General features: G+C 67.1%; 1 protein-coding gene. It reads right to left on the bottom strand.

The annotated features are described in order from the left end of the window. A partial coding sequence (locus A5791_RS00650; protein WP_156660926.1) for a condensation domain-containing protein occupies nt 1-3,596 on the bottom strand: 3,596 nt, incomplete at both ends.

Genomic DNA, 3,596 nt, shown 5'->3' with positions numbered 1-3,596 from the left:
CCAGGTCCTCCGCGGCCGGCGCCGGCAACGCCGTGCTGGGCTGGGCCTGCACAGCCGGGTCATCAACATCAAGGACCGCCAGATCAAACCCGTCCAACCGGGCCCGCAGATCCGCGGTGCTGACCGCGGCTACCGGTGCGGCATCGGTGAGCATGAACTCGATTCGCGCCCTAGGCACCGCCGGATCGATCGGCAGATACGCCGCCCCCGCCTTGAGCACTGCCACGATCGCCACAGTCGCCTCGACCGACCGGGAAAACAGCAGCGCCACACACCGTCCCGGGCCCACCCCCTGCTCGGCCAACAAGTGCGCCAACCGATTCGACGCCTCATCCAGCTCGCGGTAGGTCCACGAACTACCGCCGCACGTCAGCGCCACCGCATCCGGTGTCCGGTCGACCTGCTGGGCGAACAACACCGGAATCGACACCGGCGCGCTGCTCGGCTCCGTCAACACCGCCCGGTTACCAAGCGCGTCCAACCGGGCATGCTCAGACTCATCGAGCACATCCATCGACGACAACGCCCGGGTCGGGTCGGCGGTCATCGCCACCAACACCCGCTCCAACCGTCCAATCAGCGCCTCGATCGTGGCCGCGTCGAATACCTCGGCGTCGTATTCGACGCGAAGGCCCAGTTCGGGTCCGGGCACGGCCTGCACCGTCAGGGGGTAGTGATTGCATTCGCGGCCTTTGAACTCGGTGACCGCCAGCTCGTCGGCGCCGGAAAGTGCGGCGGTGTCGACCGGGTAGTTTTCGAACACCAGCAAGGTGTCGAACAGTTGGTCCTGGCCGCTGAGCCGATGGATTTCGCTGAGTGCCAGGTGCTGGTGCTCCAGGGTGTGGTTGTAGGTGTGTTGGAGTTGGTCGAGCAGTTGTTTGGTGGTGGTCGCCGCGGTGAGGCGCGCGCGCACCGGAACCGTGTTGATCAACAGGCCCACCATCGACTCCGCGCCCGCCATCTCGGTGGGCCTACCCGACACCGCGGTGCCAAATACGATGTCGTGCTGGCCGGTCAACCACATCAGCAGCTGCGCGAACGCGCCCTGCAACACGGTGTTGATGGTGGTGTGCTGTGAGCGGGCCAGCTCATGGAGCGCCCCGGTGGTGTGCTCGGTCAGCCGATAGGAGGCGATGCTTCGCTGCCCGAGTCCGGCCCTTTGCGCCGGACCGACCAGGGTGGGACTGTCAAAACCGGCTAGCACCTGCGCCCAGGCCGCGCGGGCGGCATCCAGATCGCGGTCGGCCAGCCAGCACACAAACCTGCGATAGGACCCGGGTGTCGCCAGCCGCCGACGGTGGTAGCCGGCAAAGATTTCCCCGAGCAGGATCGGCAACGACCAGCCATCGATGACGATGTGGTGGAAAGTCAGCACACAGCGGTGCCGATGCTCGGCGGTGCGGATCAACACCACCCGAAACGCCGGCGGGTGAGCGAGATCGCCGACCGCGGCCCGCTCAGCAGCACACAGCCGCTGAATTTGCTCCTCAACATCAGCGCCGTCGGGGCCGTCGAGCTTGACATAGCGCCACCCCACCGCAGGGTCGGCCGGGATGATCTGCACCGGCTGGTCAAACCGGTCGCAGAATCGGGCCGCCAGGTGGGGATACCGGATGACCACGGTGTGCACCGCATCACGCAGCCGATCGGGGTCAAGGCCGCCACTTAACGTGATGTCCAGCTGCAGCGCATACAGATCGGGCTCAGCGCCGTGGGCGGTGCTGGCGTGAAACAGCAGGCCCTGCTGCAGCGGGGTCAACGGCAAAATATCGGCAACCTGGTAATGCCGGCACAACTCGTCGATCTGGGGCTGGCTCAATCGAGCCGGCACAATATCCGACGGGGTCAGCCCGCCCCCACCGGCGCGCACATGCGCGCACAGACCCTCCAGCGCCTGCACCCACAACCGGCTCAGCCCACTGACCGCCGCCTCGTCCAGCGCCGAGGGCGCCCATATCCAGTTGGCGTGCACCCGCGGGCCGACCTCGGTGTCGATGGTGGCGGCGTTGAGCTCCACGGTGTGCCCAAGTGCCATGGGCAACGCCGCGGCCGCACCCAGAACCAACACGCCGTCCTGAGTGAGCCGCCACCCATCAGCGGTCACGGCACCCAGCCGGCCCAGGTAGTTGAACCCGATCAGCGGGTCCGACTCGCCCAGGTCCACCTCGGGATTCAGATAGCGCAGCACCCCGAAGCTCAGCGGATGCGGCAGCGCACGCAGCTGCTCTTTGACATCCTTGACTAGCGCCCCCAACCCCGCCTCACCAGCAACCACCTGCCCCCAGCGCAGCCCACCCACACTCAACGACACCGGATACTTGGCGGTAAACCAGCCCACCGTGCGCGACAGGTCCACCTCAGGACCTAGCTCCTCGTGGCGCCCATGACTCTCGACGTCGATGCCGACCGGCTCGGACCCGTTGCCGACAAACTGGGCCACCGCCAACCCCAACGCGATCAGCAAGATGTCTTGGATACCGGCATGAAACGCCGCGGGCACCTCACCCAGCAACAGCCCGCTGGTGTGGGCATCCAGTGATACCGACAGATGCCCCGCGCTTTGATAGGTATCCACCGCCGGGCGCACCGGCGGCAATAGCGCCGGTGCTCCCACCACCTGCTTCCACGCATCGGCGCACCGCACCACCTCGGGACGGCGCGCATACTCCACCAGCAACCCCGCCCACCGGACAAACGACGTCCCAACGCTGGGCAGGGCGATGGGCTGCCCGCTGCGATGCTGAGCCCAGGCGGTGTTGAGGTCATCGAGCACAATGCGCCACGACACCGCATCAATGGCCAGATGGTGAACGATCAACACCAACTGAGCGGCCTCGGCCACCCACAACGCGCTCAGCATCACCCCCGCGGCCGGATCCAACCGCGCCCGTGCCCAGGTCAGCCCTTCATCGGACAACACGTCGACAGCGTGAACACAGTGGCGCGCCTCGATAACCCCGGGCTCGCGCACCTGCAACGACCACCCCCCGGCCCCGTCGTCCGCTGCGCGCAGCCGCAACACAGCATGCCGATCCAGCAATGCCTGCACCAGCACCACCACATCGGCCTGGGTCACCCCCGCAGGGGCCGACACCACGACGGTCTGGTTGAACTCCTCGGTGGGGCCGTCCACGCCGGCCAGCCAGTGCATGATCGGGGTCGCGGCCAATGGCCCGATCCCCTCATCAACCACACCACCGCCGGCCTGGGCCGCCCCCACTACCCGGGCTAGCCGGGCCACGCTTTGCTCGACGAACACATCACGCGGCCGGCACACCAGCCCAGCCGCCCGTGCCCGCGCGACCACCTGCATCGAGGAAATGCTGTCCCCACCCAGCTCGAAGAACGAGTCGTCAACTCCGACCCGCTCTAAGCCGAGAACTTCGGCGTAGATGCCGGCCATGATTTCCTCGACCGCGTTGCCCGGGGCGCGGTAGCGGTCGACATTGCTGTATTCGGGTGCCGGTAGGGCGCGTTTGTCGAGTTTGCCGTTGGGTGTCAACGGCAACGTGTCAACCACCACCACCGCCGCGGGGATCATGTAGGCCGGTAGCCGAGCGGCCAGCGCAGCACGCAGTTCGACGGGATCGGCGCTC

Source organism: Mycobacterium sp. 852002-51163_SCH5372311 (assembly GCF_001667115.1).
In the GTDB taxonomy this organism is placed as follows: Bacteria; Actinomycetota; Actinomycetes; order Mycobacteriales; family Mycobacteriaceae; genus Mycobacterium.
The sequence above is the reverse complement of the archived record's forward strand: the minus strand, read 5'-3'. Positions and strand labels throughout refer to the sequence as shown.